At 43.1% G+C, this 17,089-nt stretch carries 11 protein-coding genes and 1 pseudogene; 8 read left to right on the plus strand and 4 right to left on the minus strand.

The window, feature by feature from the left end; genetic code table 11:
* Positions 1-66: 66 nt before the first annotated feature.
* The 3 genes from CDC37_RS10540 to CDC37_RS10550 all read left to right on the plus strand — a co-directional run bounded on the left by CDC37_RS10540 (position 67) and on the right by CDC37_RS10550 (position 5,166).
* Positions 67-948 (plus strand): succinate--CoA ligase subunit alpha, encoded by an 882-nt coding sequence (locus CDC37_RS10540; protein WP_096621809.1) that lies wholly within the window; start codon positions 67-69, stop codon positions 946-948.
* 305 nt (positions 949-1,253) lie between these two features.
* Positions 1,254-2,657: an amidase gene (locus CDC37_RS10545; protein WP_096621811.1), complete on the plus strand. Its 1,404-nt coding sequence runs from the start codon at positions 1,254-1,256 to the stop codon at positions 2,655-2,657.
* Positions 2,658-3,045: 388 nt separating this feature from the next.
* Positions 3,046-5,166: a DNA polymerase III subunit gamma/tau gene (locus CDC37_RS10550; protein ID WP_096621813.1), complete on the plus strand. Its 2,121-nt coding sequence runs from the start codon at positions 3,046-3,048 to the stop codon at positions 5,164-5,166.
* A 243-nt stretch (positions 5,167-5,409) separates the two neighbouring features.
* Here the strand turns inward: CDC37_RS10550 and CDC37_RS10555 are convergent, their stop codons facing one another.
* The gene (locus CDC37_RS10555) at positions 5,410-6,306 is read right to left on the minus strand and encodes an alpha/beta fold hydrolase (RefSeq protein ID WP_096621814.1); all 897 of its coding nucleotides are present in this window, start codon (positions 6,304-6,306) and stop codon (positions 5,410-5,412) included.
* A gap of 212 nt (positions 6,307-6,518) precedes the next feature.
* Between CDC37_RS10555 and CDC37_RS10560 the strand changes: the two genes are divergently transcribed.
* Positions 6,519-7,688: a pyridoxal phosphate-dependent aminotransferase gene (locus CDC37_RS10560; protein ID WP_096621815.1), complete on the plus strand. Its 1,170-nt coding sequence runs from the start codon at positions 6,519-6,521 to the stop codon at positions 7,686-7,688.
* A 535-nt stretch (positions 7,689-8,223) separates the two neighbouring features.
* Positions 8,224-8,615 (plus strand): annotated as a pseudogene (locus CDC37_RS10565) (DUF4351 domain-containing protein); the annotation flags it as partial.
* Position 8,616: 1 nt separating this feature from the next.
* Here CDC37_RS10565 and CDC37_RS10570 read toward each other — a convergent pair.
* Together CDC37_RS10570 and CDC37_RS10575 are read right to left on the minus strand one after the other, a co-directional pair.
* Positions 8,617-9,213: a dihydrofolate reductase family protein gene (locus CDC37_RS10570; RefSeq protein WP_096621817.1), complete on the minus strand. Its 597-nt coding sequence runs from the start codon at positions 9,211-9,213 to the stop codon at positions 8,617-8,619.
* Positions 9,214-9,359: 146 nt separating this feature from the next.
* The gene (locus tag CDC37_RS10575) at positions 9,360-11,177 is read right to left on the minus strand and encodes an ABC transporter ATP-binding protein (protein ID WP_096621818.1); all 1,818 of its coding nucleotides are present in this window, start codon (positions 11,175-11,177) and stop codon (positions 9,360-9,362) included.
* A 667-nt stretch (positions 11,178-11,844) separates the two neighbouring features.
* Here CDC37_RS10575 and gndA point away from each other — a divergent pair.
* Positions 11,845-13,275, plus strand: coding sequence for an NADP-dependent phosphogluconate dehydrogenase (gndA, locus tag CDC37_RS10580; RefSeq protein ID WP_096621820.1), 1,431 nt, complete (start codon positions 11,845-11,847; stop codon positions 13,273-13,275).
* Between the two features lie 427 nt (positions 13,276-13,702).
* Here gndA and CDC37_RS10585 read toward each other — a convergent pair whose 3' ends face one another.
* Positions 13,703-15,292 (minus strand): glycoside hydrolase family 57 protein, encoded by a 1,590-nt coding sequence (locus CDC37_RS10585; RefSeq protein WP_096621822.1) that lies wholly within the window; start codon positions 15,290-15,292, stop codon positions 13,703-13,705.
* Positions 15,293-15,909: 617 nt separating this feature from the next.
* Between CDC37_RS10585 and psb28 the strand changes: the two genes are divergently transcribed.
* Both psb28 and CDC37_RS10600 read left to right on the plus strand, forming a co-directional pair.
* Complete coding sequence (psb28, locus tag CDC37_RS10590) at positions 15,910-16,245, plus strand: photosystem II reaction center protein Psb28 (RefSeq protein ID WP_096621823.1); 336 nt, start codon at positions 15,910-15,912, stop codon at positions 16,243-16,245.
* 341 nt (positions 16,246-16,586) lie between these two features.
* Positions 16,587-17,084, plus strand: a complete 498-nt coding sequence (locus tag CDC37_RS10600; protein ID WP_096621826.1) for a MogA/MoaB family molybdenum cofactor biosynthesis protein — start codon at positions 16,587-16,589, stop codon at positions 17,082-17,084.
* Positions 17,085-17,089: the final 5 nt, after the last annotated feature.

The following is a 17,089-nucleotide window of genomic DNA, read 5'->3' on the forward strand; positions in this document are numbered from 1 at the left end:
ACAATGGGAGAATCATTATTGCCAATGGCTAGAACTGATAGTGCAAAATAACTACCTGGCTTTTTTATGAATTTAACGCCAAATAGTAAAGTTATTATCCAAGGATTTAGCGAATTTATTTCTGCGACCCATGTCACGCAAATGAAAGCCTACGGCACAAATTTGATTGCTGGAGTCAATCCTGGGTGTGGGGGACAAAAAATATACGACCTACCGATATTTGACCTTGTAGAAGAAATTGTCGAGGAATACGGCTCTATTGACACGACAATTATTAGTGTTCATCCCTATCAAGTTTTGGATGCAGCCTTAGAAGCGATCGCAGCAAATATCAGACAGATAATTATTATTTCTCCTGGGGTTCCTCCCCTGGATATGGTGAAGTTATTACGCATTGCCGAAGCACATGAAACTTTGATCGTCGGTCCAAATAGTCCTGGTATTATTGTTCCGGGGAAAATTTTATTGGGAATCCAACCCAGCGAATTTTATCAACCCGGTAAAATTGGAATTCTCAGTCGTAGTACCACCCTCACCTACGAAATTGCCCGTGTTTTGAGTGATGCAGGGATTGGTCAATCAATCAGTGTTAGTATTGGTAGTGACGCAATAGTTGGTTCCTCCTTTATCCAATGGTTACAAATTCTCGATGAAGACGAAGACACGGAAGCGATTGTCTTAGTCGGACAACCAGGGGGAGGAAGCGAAGAAGCCGCAGCACGCTATATCACCGAAGCCATTGACAAACCGGTTTTTGCCTATATCGCTGGAATTAATGCACCCCCAGCAAAACACGGACGCACAACCGGAACCCTAGCATCTGTAGTAGGTAGAAACCCGGATTTTGGTAGTGCCAAAGGTAAACAAATTGCCCTTAGTGAAGCTGGTATTCCCGTCGTCCAAAGTCCCTCGGAAATCCCGAAACTGTTGTACAAAGTTTTGAGGTGAGAATGGGAGGAGACAGGATACAGGAGATAGGACAATACGGTTCGGACCAGAAAATTCGTAAACCCGAAATAATTAATAATTGTAGAGACGCGATATATCGCGTCTCTCCCGAAATCGCCATGAAAAATCATTAACCGAACCGTATTGAGAAATAGAAGATTTGGATCATAATTTCCAGATATTTTAGTATTATTAACCATTCCCCATTTTCCGTCTCCTATCTCCAACCTTTCCCCTCAGTCACCGAATTCTAGACTAAAATAGTTGTCTCATACACAAACTAGTCTCACGGTGACTTTTAGACAATGGATGTAGTTGATTTAGCGTTTACCCCAGCGTTGCAACAAGCCGAGTTGATTCGCTGCAAACAGGTTTCCCCATTGGAGTTAACTGAAGTTTATTTGGAACGGATTGAGCGTTTAAACCCCCAATTGGGTAGCTATTTTACGGTCACAGGTGAGTTGGCATTAGAGGATGCAAAGGCAAAAACGGAGATGCTGGTGACAAGTACGGATCTACCAGCCTTTTTTGGTGTGCCGATTTCAATCAAAGATTTAAATCCAGTTAAGGGGGTCAGATGTACTTTTGGGACTGTAGCTGCCCTCAATTATATCCCCGACTATGAAGATATAATTGTCACCAAGATTCGTCAGGCTGGATTTACGCTACTGGGTAAAACTGCTACATCCGAATTAGGTTCTTTCCCTTACACGGAAACCATACCCTTTCCACCAACACGGAATCCCTGGAACTTGGAATATACACCAGGGGGATCGAGTGGGGGTGCAGCGAGTGCGGTGGCTGCGGGTTTGTGCGCGATCGCTCAAGGTTCCGATGGGGGTGGTTCGATTCGTGGACCTGTTGCCTGTTGCGGATTGGTGGGAATCAAACCATCACGGGGTCGGGTTTCCCATGCTCCCGCAGGCGATCGCGTTAGTGGTATTGCCATCAACGGACCGATTGCCCGTACTGTTGCCGATGCCGCAGCGCTGTTGGATGTTATGTCTGGCTATGTCACTGGCGACCCCTATTGGTTGCCTGACCCACAAGTATCTTTTTTGGCTGCTAGTCAGCAGGAATCAGCCAAATTACGGATTGGGTTCGCCACGGAAATTTTACCAATGGGTTCTGCCGATACCACCTGTAGGGAGGCTGTCCTCAAAACCGTCCAGCATTTACAGGATTTAGGTCATGACCTGGAAGCAACGAGTCTAGATTTCAGCGACCTGATTGAGCCTTTTAAAACCGTTTGGAGTACTGGAGTAGCCGCTTCCGGATTTCCCCTGGAGGCTCTCCAACCCCTCAATCGTTGGCTGTTGTCAAAGCAGATATCAGGGGGAGAATACTTGCAAGCTGTATTAAATATGCAAATAGCATCACGGAAAATAGTTGCCTATTTCGATAATTTTGATGTATTAGTTTTACCAGTTTATTTACATAGACCCATCCGGGTCGGTGAGTGGTCCCATTTGAGTCCGGAAGACACCTTCGATCATATTGCCCATTGGGTTGCTCCCTGTCCACCCTTTAATGCCACAGGACAGCCTGTTATCGCCCTTCCCGTGGGCTTTGATGCTCAAGGTTTACCCATGAGCGTGCAGTTAATAGGTAAACCAGCCGATGAATTGACCCTAATTCGGTTAGCTGCTCAACTGGAAAAAGTCAACCCCTGGATTCAACACCGTCCCCCCTTGGCAATTAGTGAGTGAAGCGAAGAAATCAAGTCGGCTAGATGTGGTATGGTTATGTACGCTGGGTTAGGCTAGAGTTAAATTTAAATACATCTGTATTGTTTCGCTGGCATTTAAATCTAAAATGGTATTTTAGACAGAAAAAATTCTGAAATAATTAATAATTCGTAATTGATAATTCGTAATTACGGACGCGAAGCGTTGCCGCAGGTTATTACAAATTCCAAATTACGTAGCTTGCTTCCCGCATAACGTGTATTCCAGATTACAAATTACAAATCACGTACGCGAAGCGTTGCCGTAGGCTATTACAAATTACGAATTCCCCAAAATCAGCGCTTTTGACCCGATTTTAGACCTTCCACTACTCCCGACACTTTCCTAGGTGTAATTCTTGCCACCCGACATGTCTTACGAACCTCTGCACCACAAGTATCGCCCAAAAACCTTTGCTGAACTCGTGGGACAAGAAGCGATCGCTACTACCCTCACCAATGCAATTCGGTCGGCAAAAATTGCCACTGCCTACCTGTTTACAGGTCCTCGTGGGACTGGCAAAACTTCGAGTGCGCGAATTTTAGCGAAATCCCTTAATTGTTTGAGTAGTCCGGTTCCGACTGCTGAACCCTGTGGGGTTTGTGATGCTTGTCAAGGAATTAGTAAGGGTTATGCCGTTGATGTGATTGAAATTGACGCAGCGAGTAACACGGGAGTAGATAATATTCGGGAAATTATCGAGAGAGCGCAATTTGCTCCTGTCCAGTGTCGGTATAAGGTATATGTGATTGATGAGTGTCACATGCTCAGTACGGCGGCGTTCAATGCGCTACTTAAAACCCTAGAAGAACCACCGAAGCATGTTGTCTTTGTCCTCGCGACCACCGATCCACAACGGGTATTACCAACAATTATTTCCCGTTGTCAACGGTTCGATTATCGACGTATTCCCCTAGAGGCAATGATTGCCCATTTAAGGCAGATTGCGATTAACGAAAATATTCCCATTCGCGAGGATGCAATTCGCTTAGTAGCTCAATTATCCCAGGGTGGTTTGCGGGATGCGGAGAGTTTGTTAGACCAGTTAAGTTTGTTGTCGGGGGAAATTGTTCCCGAAAGTGTCTGGAATTTAGTCGGAACCGTCAGCGAACGGGATTTATTAAATTTAGTAGATGCGATCGCAACTGATAATCCCCAGGTGACAATTGAGTCGGTGCGGGCCATTTTAGATCGGGGACGGGAACCGTTAATTATTTTACAGAGTTTAGCTGGTTTTTATCGGGATTTACTGATTGCCAAAACAGCCCCTAATCGACCAGATTTAGCTGCCTGTACTGAGGAAACTTGGTCGGCGATGGTTAACTATGGTCAAAATTTTCAGGTTTCAGACCTACTACACGGACAGCAGCACTTACGTAGTGCCGAGGTTCAACTCAAAAACAGCACCCAACCCCGTTTATGGTTAGAGGTGACTTTACTCGGTTTATTACCTTCTGCGACTGTGACAAATACAACTGTCGTTACTAATCCTTCCCCACCAGTTAGTAAAGCTAGTTTTTCTCCCCCACCCATTGAGCAAGCACCAACTCCACCACCTCCCCCAGCAGTTCATCCCCCCCAATCATCACCGACACCACCTCCACCAGTTCCCACTTCCCCACCAACAGTAGAACCTACCCCCCAAACAATTACCCCACCAGTTCAACCAGTTGAACAACCTGTAATGGAGGAATCGGTTGCACCTGTCTACGACTATGGGCAAATATGGCAACAGGTATTAATGCAGATTGTGCCAATTTCTCGACGAGAATTGCTCAGACAAATGTGTCAAGTTGTGTATATGGATGATAGTTCGGCTAGAGTTGCGATTAAAAGTGCTTGGTACAAACGGGTGCAAGAAGATTTACCTGTGATTACTAGTGCTTTTAGTGCGGTTTTGAATCGACATATTCATGTTTCTTTAGAAAGCGCCAATAATTTTCATTCTACCAACCATTTAGCAACTGAAAATCGTAGTCAAAGCTATCAATCTTTACCGAAAAATATTTCTTCTCCCCAAAGTAGCACTACTACTGTTAAATTACCCACCCATAGTTTTGTTAATCATCCGCAGGTTCAAAAGCATTCCCCCCAAACCCATCAAGTTCAAAATCATTCATCCCCAACCCATCCCACACCAAATCCTCAAGTTCCAAATTATCCCAACCAACCAGTTCAAACCAATAATTATCAATCACCCAGACCTACAGAACCAGGAGTTTCCCCACCTACACAAACACCCATTCCATCAAAAATCGAAGCGGGAAATAAACAACCCCATAATCCACCAGTTGAAATTCAGGAAACACCAAAAAATCCAGTAATTTCTTCCCCTGTCTCTAGTGTAGAAGTAGAAGCAATATTAAATGCAGCCAAAAAGCTAGCAGAGTTTTTTGATGGCAAAATAGTGACCGATCAAGATGGTTCCGATTTTGGTGCGATTGATGGTGGAATGGAATTTAGCGAAGAACTTGATGGTGGTGATGATTAGAACTGTCTTTTAAATAAATTCCGTGAGATAATAATCATGAATAAGTAAAATTACGCATACAACCATGACAAGTCCTTCGCTCACGTGTCACACCCCAGCGAAGTGTCAAAAAAATTAAACGACCCCAGTAATTTTAATACTAAAGACCACTTCAAGGGTACAGACGCGACATGTCGCGTCTTTTCCCATTCCCAAAAACGATAATTCAAGTATTAAAATCGACTTTGAAAACACCCTCTCAGATTACACCCTTACTTTTACCTGTAACCAGTTAATAATTTCCGCGTTAACTACTTCTGGAACCTCATCATGGGGACAATGACCAGCATTTTCAATCGGAATAATCTCAATATCCTTACCTTCCGCACGTGCTTGCTCATAAATTTTTGCACCTGTAATCGGTGTCCAGGGGTCGTCTGCACCCCAAATGACCAGTAGGGGTACGGTGACTGTGGGTAATAATTCCTCCGGACTATCACCGGGGGGTGCGGTCAAAATTGCTGCAAATACCTGTTGCGCTCCGGGTTCACAGGAGGGTGCGTATAACATTTCCACCAGTTCTTCGGTGACGGCTTCGCGACGACGATAAACTTGGTAAAGGGTACGCCGAATCTGGGATTTGCGACGAATACTATTAAAAACGATTGTACCTGTGAGGGGATGGCTAACTAAACGACTAAAACTAGCCATGACAAACCGTAACACTGGGTTTAATTCGTGGGGACGATGACTTAATCCACCCGCAGAATTAATTAATACTGCTCCTTGAGTAATTTCCCGGTGACGGCTGGCAATGGTCAGGGCAATTAAAGCACCGATGGAATTGCCGATAAATACGCTGGGTTGTTGGATATGTTCTTGCCAAAAGTCTTTTATTAGCTCAACCCAGATATCTATACTGTAGGCGATCGCTGCTTTATCGGAACCGCCAAAACCCAATAAATCTAAGGCAAATACTCGATAGCCAGAGGTGGCAAGGGCAGGTATATTTTTACGCCAATGTCCAATGGATGCACCAAATCCATGAATTAATACTAATGGTTGACCTTGACCCTGGACAGTGTATTGAATTTTGTAATTTTGCCATGTCCAAGTTTGGGTTTCGATGGACGCAGAGAGGGATATCGCTGGAGTAACCACAGATGTACTTAATGAAGATTTATAAAGTAGTCTTTCATATTTTAACGGGTATGGGACAGTTAGACAGGGCGATACGCCATCATCTGGGGGAGCAATGGGATATGCTGGAATAGGCAGAATTTGAAGACAGTCAAGGAACAGACCAAGGTTGACTGTTAACTGCTAGCTAAATACTTTCCGGAAGCGCAAACGGGAGATTGGAACAGGATTTTATGAAATTGGCAGCAAGAGTAAGTCAGGTGACTCCTTCGATGACCCTAGCGATCGCCGCAAAAGCAAAGGCGATGAAGGGGGAAGGAATAGATGTTTGTAGTTTTAGTACGGGGGAACCGGATTTTGATACTCCCCATCATATCAAAGTTGCTGCCATCAAGGCCTTAGAAGATGGTAAAACTAAGTATGGGCCAGCAGCAGGGGAACCAGCCTTACGGGAAGCGATCGCGGCTAAGTTACAACGGGAAAATAATTTGGATTATCGTCCGGAGCAGGTAATTGTTACCAATGGGGGTAAGCAATCTCTGTATAATTTGATGGTTGCCTTGATTGAACCTGGGGATGAGGTAATTATTCCAGCACCCTATTGGTTAAGCTATCCGGAAATGGTGACTTTGGCTGGGGGAAAATCGGTAATTATTGAAGCAACAGTGGAGAATGGCTATAAAATTACCCCAGAACAACTTCAGCAAGCTATCACCCCCAAAACCAAACTATTTATCCTTAATTCCCCTTCCAACCCCACCGGGATGGTTTATACCCCAGAGGAAATCAAAGCTTTAGCCCAGGTGATTGTCAAAGCAGATATTTTTGTCGTTGCCGACGAAATCTATGAAAAAATTCTTTACGATGGAGCCACACACCTGAGTATTGGTTCCCTGGGGAAAGAAATATTAGAACGCACCATTGTGAGTAACGGCTTTGCCAAAGGATATGCCATGACCGGGTGGCGAATTGGTTATTTAGCAGGACCAGTTGAGTTGATTAAGGCCACAATTACCATCCAAAGCCATAGTACATCAAATGTGTGTACCTTTGCCCAATATGGTGCGATCGCAGCTTTAACTGGTTCCCAGGATTGTGTGGAAACCATGCGTCAAGCCTTTGCTAAACGTCGGGAAGTGATGTATGCGCGTTTAAATGCTATCCCCGGTTTAACCTGTCCCCGACCTGATGGTGCATTTTATTTGTTTCCCGATATCGGTCAAACGGGATTGAAATCCCTGGATTTTTGTAATGCCCTATTGGAAGAGCAGCAAGTAGCTGTAATTCCCGGTATCGCCTTTGGTGCGGATAACAATATTCGTCTTTCCTACGCTACAGATATGGAAACCATTGAAAAGGGTATGGATCGACTAGAAAAGTTTGTTAAATCCAAATTGGGATAAAAAATACAGTGATTTAGGAGTATTAATTGAGGGTGCGTGAGAAAGAAGTTCTTAACGCACCAAACCCTATCTAAAACTTCATCATACCCAAATCACTCATGGCAAATCAGCAAGAGGCTGACGAAAAAATTTATAAAAGATATGAGACGTAGCACTGCTACGTCTCTACAGAATTTACCTGTCGCATTCTTTTTTCAAATTGGTATTACCTCAACTCATCACCATCGATTAGCCCTAGGCAACAATTGATAACTCTGCCACCCCATATAAATAATCTAAATATTCTTATCTTTAAAAATCATCAATTTATTGTAATTGATTGTAATTGTATGATGTTTTTCATATTTATTGCCGCTAGTACAGGTTGGCTGAAATAAACCGAGTATTAACTTTTTATCTAGTGACCATGCTCCGCGTGGTCGCTTAGTGAGTTGAAGGCTCTGCCTTCATTCACAAGGCAGAAGTCTCGGAGATTCTGCTCCCACGCGGAGCATGGGAGCGAGGGGAAAGGTAGGTGTATTTACGCCACGCGGTACTAGCACCTTTGTGTCGAACGGATTCCCCACGGGAATTATTATCCCAAGTTGCCCAGGAAGTCGCTAAAATTGCGGATAGGGAGACAAGGCAAAATACGGCAGCTTGTACTGAGATTTTAGCTGGGTTGAGATTTGAAAAGGATTTGATTCGTTAGTTGTTAAGCGAGATATTATGCAAGAATCAGTCATTTATCAAGACATTTTGCAGAAGGGTGAGGAACGTGTAATTATACGTTTGCTTAATCGACGTTTGGGACAAATAGAACCTGCATTACTCGTTCGCATTAGGGGTTTATCTTGAGATAAGTTGGATGTGTTAACTGATGCGCTATTAGATTTTTCTGATATTTCTGATTTGGTTGATTGGTTGGAAAATAATACCAGCAGTTAATTCATACCTGATCATTAATTGCACTGACTTTGTAGTATAGCATTACAACTCCATTTCCATAAATTTTGCTATCAGTCAGTTCCAAAGTCGATTGCCGAATTACTCCAGAAAATAACGGAATACCTGAACCCATCAAAAACGGATTTATCTTCAAAATGAGTTGATCAACTAAGCTATTTTTAAACAGTGTTGTGGCTAAACTTGCACCACCACATAACCAAATACCCTTACCATTCTGATTTTTGAGCGCTGTCACCAGTTCAACAGCATTTTCAGAAACAAGTTGAACATTTTCGTCTGGACTTTTTCGTAAAGTCCGTGAGAAAACATACTGTTTCATGTGGGAATAGGGACTGGTCACACCCTCTTTCAAACCGATTTCATAGGTTTTCCGTCCCATAAAAACAGTATCAAACCACTTGTTCTCGGAGTTGATTCCCATGACACCACGAAGGTGAGATGGAACAGTCTCCGGAAAAGAGGCAAATAAATCGGCAAAATATTCACCATCTTGGGAAAAGCCATCATGTGAACCATCGGTGTGAGCAATAAATCCATCAACACTGCAAGCCACATAATATGTTAGTTCTGCATACATAACAAATTGCCTAACTAAATTTATCTGTTGTTGACTGTTAACAATCAACCGTTATCGACCAAGTAGAGACGCAGCATTCATTACCACGTCTCTACATTTGTCAAATTTTCAATTCATAATTTCTATTCAGCAATGCCGAATAAAACCTATCCCAAATCTCCCGATTCCTGTAGAGCGTGTAAACGGTGGTAAATTCCTCCGTGGGATAGCAACTCTTCGTGACTACCCACCTCCAGAATCTTACCCCGATCCAACACAACTATTTTGTCAGCTTCCCGCACTGTACTCAAACGGTGGGCAATAATAATCGTAGTTCGAGTACCTTGCAATTCCCGCATTGCTAACTGAATCGAACGTTCCGACTCATAATCCAAGCTAGAAGTAGCTTCATCAAAAATCAAAACATCCGGTTCAACCAACAGCGATCGCGCAATTCCTAAACGCTGTCTTTGTCCTCCCGATAATCTTACCCCCCGTTCACCCACAACCGTATAGTAACCTTGGGGTAACATTTGAATCACCTCATCCAGTCGAGCCATCCGACAAGCAGTCTCTACTTGAGCCATTGTTGCATCAGGTCTTCCATATTTGAGGTTATCTAACAGTGTACCGTTAAAGACATCCACCTCCTGGTGAACAATCGCCAATCTGCGTCGGTAATTTCCCACGTCCAAACTGCGAATATCTTCCCCATCAATCAGAATTCGTCCTTGACTGGGTTCAAAATAACGCAGTAATAATTTAACTAGGGTTGATTTCCCTGAACCAGACCTTCCTACCAAAGCTACGGTTTGATAGGGTTCTATGAGCAAGTTAATATCTTCAAGCACAGGACGATTCGCTTCATAACCAAAACTCACCCCTTCAAACTCAACTTTTCCCGTAAATTTGTAGGGATTAGTCAGGGTATTTTCTCCAGCAAATAATTCCCCCGCATCAATTCCCCCCGGTTGGTGCAAAAACTCATGGAAACGCACCATCGAAGAATAACGTCGGGCAAAAATTTCCGCTAAAGTTGCAATCGGTTCTAACTCCGCAAAGGCCATACTTGCTAAGGTATAGGTCATAATAAAATGACCAATGGAAATGCTACCATTAATAGTCGCCGCCAAGGTCATCCCAAAAACAACAAATACACAAAACTGCACTAAGCTACGCTGGAGGGTGGAAAGTTTCGTATAACCCTGGTGAATTCGATGTTCAACAACCTTTAATTCCCTCTCCAATCGATTAGCTTGACGTTGGAATTCCTTATTTTCCGTGGCAAAGGCTTTCACGGTTTTGATATTTGAAATAATTTCCGAAGTCCGGCTTTCCGTATCCTCCATATACTTATCTAACCGTTCTTCATGCCAAATTAATTTCCGCAGTTTCACCAGGGTTAAACCCAAAATCACCACAAAGGACAACAAATATAAAACCGCAATCCGCCAATCCACAAACACAATAAAGGCAAAAATTCCCAGCACTCGAAACAACTTGGGAATCATCTGTCCCGCAATTTCTGGATAGGTCCAAGTATGGTTAGAAAGACCCCTTGCGACCCTTCCCGCAATTCGTCCAGGGTTATTCTCATCGTAATATTCTAAGGGTAGGGTCAAAATTTTAGCGATTGATTCCCGATTCTTATCCCGTCTGGCTTTTAAGGCAATATCCCAATGGAACCAAACCGTCAACCAAGGTTGAGTTGGTGCGCGTACTACTGTGACTAAAAAAATTAACCCCAGCAATACACTAATCATCAAAGATAAATTTACCTCAACACCAAACCCATTAGCAATCAACCCCATCAACCCAGCTAAGGGTTTATCCAAAGGTTGATTGGTAATTACGTTTAAAATTTGTCCAATCCCATAGGGTACAATTAAATCCAATAACTCGTAAACACAAGACGCAGCAATACTAAAAATACTTAATCGCCAATAGGGGCGAAAATAACTAACCAAATCTTTCAAATTCGCCATGATGCACACCGACAACAGTGTGTGATTTCAAAGGTCAAGGCTTATTATACTACATAATGTAGTATGTAATAGTCAAGGTGGAAATCAACATATCTGCCTGGAGGAATAGGAAGCCGAATAGCCTTCAGAAAAAAGGAAAGCAAAAAAGCGATCGCAGATCCATTATCTTGCTGAATATCGCTCATGATGTCAGTAGCGACTAGGTTCATTTGCTACCAGCTATCTCACGACAAATTATAAATATAAGGGGTTTGTAGTTGTGATTTATCGCAGAAATCTTGAAACAGTTCCCAAATCACATAAAACTGACCCCAAGCTACCCATGAATGTACATCCTTGGATTTTGAGTCAAACCGGATTCCTAGATGAGTAATTGTTTATAAATTGCAATGTAATCCTTCCCCAAAAACGAATATTAGCCACCACTGCCGCTAAAACTTGGATAATAGATAAATATTCTGGGGAACCCACGGAGATACGGATTGGCGATTTCGCAAATTTAACCACTGTAATGTGAACTGGGACACAAATAAAAATTTTTAATCTGTGTAAATGTTGTATTTTTACTATTAGCCGCAACTCTTAATGTCTTCTTTAGGGGATAAGCCAAAATATCGGATTACCCTAGAAACTAAAAGGTTCTGCAAGAGTTAGCCAACGAAATATTATGACGCAACTGCAAAGTTTTGGTGTGATTGGGTTAGCCGTAATGGGTGAAAATATTGCGCTTAACGTGGAGCGTAATGGCTTCCCAATCGCTGTTTATAACCGTTCGCGAGAAAAAACCGATGCCTTCATGGCTAACCGTGCAACAGGTCGAAACGTCAAAGCCGCGTTTGAATTAAAAGATTTTGTCGCAGCTTTGGAACGTCCCCGGCGAATTTTAGTAATGGTACAGGCTGGAAAACCTGTTGATGCTGTGATCCAACAGCTAAAACCCCTTTTGGACGAGGGTGATATTATTATCGATGGTGGTAACTCCTGGTTTGAAGACACCGAGCGTCGCACCCAAGAACTGGAACCCACTGGTCTACGTTACATCGGTATGGGTGTGAGTGGGGGAGAAGAAGGCGCTCTCAATGGCCCTTCTTTGATGCCTGGAGGAACAGAAAGTTCCTATCAGTTCCTATCACCTATTTTTAACAAAATCGCGGCTCAAGTTGATGATGGCCCCTGCGTCACCTACATTGGACCTGGTGGTTCAGGTCACTATGTAAAAATGGTGCATAACGGGATTGAGTATGGCGATATGCAGTTAATTGCCGAAGCCTACGATTTACTCAAAAATGCAGCAGGACTTGACCACAATCAATTGCATCAGGTGTTCAGTGAGTGGAATACCACTGACGAGCTAAATTCCTTTTTGATCGAAATTACCGCCAATATTTTCCCCTACATTGACCCAGAAACCAAACAACCCTTGGTGGAATTAATTGTTGATGCTGCTGGACAAAAGGGAACCGGACGCTGGACAGTACAAACAGCCTTAGAATTGGGTGTGGCAGTTCCGACTATTATTGCCGCAGTTAACTCGCGGATTATCTCCTCGATTCGTGATGAACGGATTGCTGCATCGAAACAGTTAACTGGTCCATCTGGTAAAGTTAGTGGAGATATTAATGCATTTATCGGTAAAGTCCGGGATGCACTATACTGCTCGAAAATTTGCTCCTATGCTCAAGGGATGGCACTGTTAAATACCGCTTCCCAAACCTATAATTGGAACTTAACTTTGAGCGAGTTAGCACGGATTTGGAAGGGTGGTTGTATTATTCGTGCTGGCTTCTTGAATAAAATTAAGAATGCATTTAACGAAAATCCAACTTTACCAAACCTGTTGTTAGCACCGGAATTTAAACAAACAATTCTGGATCGACAAAATGCTTGGCGGGAAGTAATTATGACTGCTGCTCAATTAGGTATTCCTGTTCCTGCTTTTAGTGCTTCTTTGGATTACTTTGATAGCTATCGTCGGGAAAGATTACCTCAAAACCTCACCCAAGCGCAACGGGATTACTTCGGTGCCCATACCTATAAACGTATTGATAAAGAAGGTACATTCCACACGGAATGGGTTCCCATTACTGAAGCTAAATAAAGCTAAATAGGGTCTGCTGTAAAAAAAGTCTTTTAGCGAGGGTAGGGAAGAGGGTGTGGGTAGAGATGACCCGTCGGGTCGTCTCTACAGGGAATAGTTTTAACCATTCCAGTTCCACTTGTTGTAGGTTGTAAAAATTACAAATGCTAGGTTTTTAAGCCTTTCATACCTGTTTGGAAAGCACTTTTTACGGCTGAAATTCCCTCGAAATTCTTGCGATATGTATATAGAGACGCGACATATCGCGTCTTTACTATCTATTTTTCAGCTAGCCCTAAATAAATGTTTGATTTTGACACTCCCACGGCTATTAAAACATCGCTTACGCTCGTTTTGACCTCAAGCCGTGGGATTCTTGACTCATCGAAGTTACTTACCCCTCTGATGGCTTTTGCCAAGAGGGGTTCTAATGTAGAAAATTGATCACTTAAAGTGGGCGATAACAGCGATAGTTAATGTTGGGAAAAATGTTATCCATGTATTCAACTTTTTCTAACCAACCACTATCAATTTTGCCGATTTTGATGTCTTCATACAGTTTGTTGAACCGCATCAGGTGGGAACGGGTTCTGCGGACTGCGTAGGGAACCATTGTCCCTGTCCGCATAATGAAAGCCCAGTCGGAGGATTGAGCTAGAAGTAATTCCCTAGCTGCTTGGTTTAATGCTCGCCATTCTAATTCATCTGCGGGTTCTAGCTTGGATATTTCGATCATTCTTTCCGCAGCTTTGTGTAAATGGGGATAAATCCAAGCATTTGTATCATTCAACCAATATTCATGGAAACCTTTGTATCCCCAACTGGATTGGGAGGGACGACATACTTGTTGGGTGGGGTTGGCACGCAAATAATCGGCAAGGTGGGTCATTTGGTAGGTTTGCTGGTCATACCATGATTTGCGGAACAGATAATCAATAAACCAAGGACCCTCATACCACCAATGGCCGAATAATTCCGCATCGTAGGGGGAGACGACAATGGGGGGACGTTGCATAATTCCGTGTAAATGGGCAACTTGCTGAGTCCGGTTATACATAAAATTCCCCGCATGTTCTGCGGCTTTTTCCCTTGCCCAGTAAGGGTCGTACAACTGCTTGTCACCTAAACCCAAACCACGTCCGGTAATCTTATGGTACTTAATCCCCGTATTTTTACGTTGACCGTTGGGCATGATAAACGGTTTGATGTATTCATACTCCGCTTCCCAGCCCAAATCTTTATAAAATTCCCGGTATTCCGGTGAACCGGGATAACCTACTTCTGAAGACCAAACTTGCTGGGATGATTCGTGGTCGCGTCCAAAGGCGGCTACACCGGTTTCAGTATAAATGGGTGCATAAGTACCAAAGCGAGGACGGGGACGGGCGTACAAAATTCCATGACCATCCACCAGGAAGTAGCGTAGACCTACATCGGCAAGCATTCGCTCTAGACCCTCATAATAGGCGCATTCTGGCAACCAAATACCCCGGGGCGGAATACCAAAGGTTTCCTCATAATGTTCGTAGGCAACCTTCAGTTGAGACCATACCGCCTGGGGATACATTTTCATCAGGGGTAGGTATCCGTGGGTTGCACCACAGGTAATAATTTCTAAATTATTGGAATCTTGAAAACGTTTAAAGGCTGTGACTAAATCACCCTGATAGCGTTCCCAGACCGAACGTATGGCTTTAAACTCACTCGCGTAAAATTCGGCTAGATATTTGATGTGTCCATTGTTACTATTATGTTCAATTTCTAGAGCAATTAGTTCTTCTAGTTTGGTTAAATGCTCCTCATAACGTTCTTGTAAAAGGGGGTCGCGCAACATGGAGACGAGCGGTGGAGTCATGCTCATCGTGATTTTAAAATCAATGTTGTCGCTGATTAAGCCTTCAAATACCCGTAATAATGGGATGTAGGTTTCCGTAATTGCCTCATAGAGCCATTCTTCTTCTAATACATAGTCACTTTCTGGGTGACGAACGAAGGGTAGGTGGGCGTGAAGGACGAGTGCAACATAGCCGATAGCCATAGTAAATCCAAGATAATTGAGTTGGGGAGTGGTTCTACCAATTCCTGATGGTGATTGCTGTCACCGGAAACAAGCGACCTAATCCGAATGGTGCTGAGGTAAGATTTGACAGGTTGATTTGACAAGCTTACATCAGTAACCAGATTTTTGCCTGGAATTGGTAGTAAAGGCAATGGTGGGTATTGATCTGAAAAAGCCTAATTATACGCCGGAAAGGGTTGCTTGTTCGCAACAGGCGAAAATTTGGCAGAAGTTAACAATATTTTAAGACTTTCTCTGTAGAGTTACTATTGTTGTCTAACTATTTACGAGAAATTTAGATTTGATGTGATGGGGTGTGGGTGCGATCGCTGAATATACACGAATATACCTATTTCCTTCTTCAAGTCATATTGCTTCTTACCTGGCTAGATGCAGAGAAAGCAGCCTACATGTCATTAAAAATAATTTTTTTTCAGTCTGCCGTAAGTTGCTTGTGCATCTGCACTACTCCCTATTCCCCACTCACTATTCCCTATTGACGATTAGGGTATCTCAGAAGTTGATCGCAAAGGTTCTCACTCATGAGAGAATGGTAGTTTAACGATGACTAAAGTTTAAGTTAAACAAAAGTAATTATGGCCAGTATTCAATTTTCTCCAGGGGTGGACGAAGAAGTTATTCCCGAAGTCAAGTTAACACGATCGCGTACAGGGAATAGTGGAACTGCAACGTTTATTTTCCAAAATCCCAAGGTTTTAAGTGAGGGTAACAATCAAGAGATTCTCGGTATGTTCATGATTGATGAGGAGGGAGAAATTTCTACTCGTGAGGTCAAAGGTAAATTCGTCAATGGTAGACCGGAAGCTCTAGAAGCTGTTTATGTGATGAAGTCGGAGGAGGAATGGAACCGATTTATGCGGTTTATGGAGCGTTATGCGGAAGAAAATGGCCTAGGTTTCGATAAGTCATAATCAAAACAGAAGAAGGAATACAGGAAGTAGGAGACAGGAGGTAAGTGGTAGGAAAATCAGATCCCAAAAATCTCAAACCCTGTCCCTTCTCCTATCGGAAGTTGTTGGGGAACAGTTGCAAAATCCGTTGGAAAATAAAAAACACCACAAAGGATTCTGGAGTCATATTTCGCACGCTGGTATGCTTCCCTTTTGGTTTGTTGACTGTTGACAGGTGACTTTTGGCTTTTAAGCATTAACCATCTGAATCAAAAGCTTACCTATTGACCCCGTAAGGTATAGTCGAGCGGTATTTATACTACCCTTTTCCCAACTCCCTATTCCCAACTCCCTTTGACTTTATGACTCAACAACCCCATCCGGATACTTCCAACTACATGGTCACCTGTGCAGTTTTGACTACGAGTGATACACGTACAACGGAAACTGACACCAGTGGTCAATTAATCCAAGATTTATTAAACGCTGCTCAACACCGAATTAATTATTACCAAGTTATCCCCGATGAACCGACCCTAATCCAAAGCGAATTGTCTACCCTTGGTCAACGAGATGACATTGAAGCGATTATTTTAAATGGTGGTACGGGAATTGCCAAACGTGATACTACCTACGATGTGGTGGAAAAACTTTTAACCAAAACCCTACCGGGATTCGGAGAAATTTTTCGCTATTTAAGTTATCAAGAAATTGGTTCACGAGCGATCGCATCTCGTGCTGTTGCGGGAGTGTATCACAATAAATTAATTTTTTCTCTCCCCGGTTCCCGTAATGCTGTCCGCTTGGGAATGGAAAAACTCATCCTTCCAGAAATTATCCACCTGGTAAAACAACTGTAGGAATC

Origin of the sequence: Calothrix sp. NIES-3974 (genome assembly GCF_002368395.1) — a bacterium.
GTDB lineage: Bacteria > Cyanobacteriota > Cyanobacteriia > Cyanobacteriales > Nostocaceae > NIES-3974.

Bases quoted from the DNA above. Each gene is read 5' to 3' on its own strand.
- CDC37_RS10600 (WP_096621826.1), top strand. From the start codon at position 16,587: ATGACTCAACAACCCCATCCGGATACTTCCAACTACATGGTCACCTGT.
- CDC37_RS10540 (WP_096621809.1), top strand. From the start codon at position 67: ATGAATTTAACGCCAAATAGTAAAGTTATTATCCAAGGATTTAGCGAA.
- CDC37_RS10550 (WP_096621813.1), top strand. From the start codon at position 3,046: ATGTCTTACGAACCTCTGCACCACAAGTATCGCCCAAAAACCTTTGCT.
- psb28 (WP_096621823.1), top strand. From the start codon at position 15,910: ATGGCCAGTATTCAATTTTCTCCAGGGGTGGACGAAGAAGTTATTCCC.
- gndA (WP_096621820.1), top strand. From the start codon at position 11,845: ATGACGCAACTGCAAAGTTTTGGTGTGATTGGGTTAGCCGTAATGGGT.
- CDC37_RS10585 (WP_096621822.1), bottom strand. From the start codon at position 15,292: ATGGCTATCGGCTATGTTGCACTCGTCCTTCACGCCCACCTACCCTTC.
- CDC37_RS10560 (WP_096621815.1), top strand. From the start codon at position 6,519: ATGAAATTGGCAGCAAGAGTAAGTCAGGTGACTCCTTCGATGACCCTA.
- CDC37_RS10570 (WP_096621817.1), bottom strand. From the start codon at position 9,213: ATGTATGCAGAACTAACATATTATGTGGCTTGCAGTGTTGATGGATTT.
- CDC37_RS10575 (WP_096621818.1), bottom strand. From the start codon at position 11,177: ATGGCGAATTTGAAAGATTTGGTTAGTTATTTTCGCCCCTATTGGCGA.
- CDC37_RS10545 (WP_096621811.1), top strand. From the start codon at position 1,254: ATGGATGTAGTTGATTTAGCGTTTACCCCAGCGTTGCAACAAGCCGAG.